Source organism: Pseudomonas oryzihabitans (assembly GCF_032027545.1).
Taxonomy (GTDB): domain Bacteria; phylum Pseudomonadota; class Gammaproteobacteria; order Pseudomonadales; family Pseudomonadaceae; genus Chryseomonas; species Chryseomonas oryzihabitans_F.
This window is the reverse complement of record NZ_JAVSJB010000133.1, coordinates 1-265: the sequence shown is the minus strand read 5'-3', so window position 1 is coordinate 265 and position 265 is coordinate 1. Positions and strand designations below refer to the sequence as shown.

1 protein-coding gene is annotated in these 265 nt (G+C 64.2%); it reads right to left on the bottom strand.

All coding sequences use genetic code 11. The annotated features are described in order from the left end of the window. Positions 1 to 265 (bottom strand): calcium-binding protein (locus RND78_RS28045; RefSeq protein WP_312733513.1); only part of this gene is annotated, 265 nt, incomplete at both ends.

Genomic DNA, 265 nt, shown 5'->3' with positions numbered 1-265 from the left:
GGCTCCCCCGTTGAGGATGTCGTTGCCGTCTCTACCGTAGAGCACGTCGTTGCCGGCACCGCCTTGCAGGGTGTCGTTGCCCTCGTCACCGCTAAGGGTGTCGGCTCCGTCTCCACCGTTCAGGATGTCGTTGCCGCTACCACCGTTGAGGGTGTCGTCACCCGCCTGGCCGTCCAGGGTGTCATCGGTACCAAAGCCCCACAGCGTTTCGTCACCCACAGTGCCTTGCAGCACCTGGGCCTTGATCGCCGCCTGATCCCAGCTA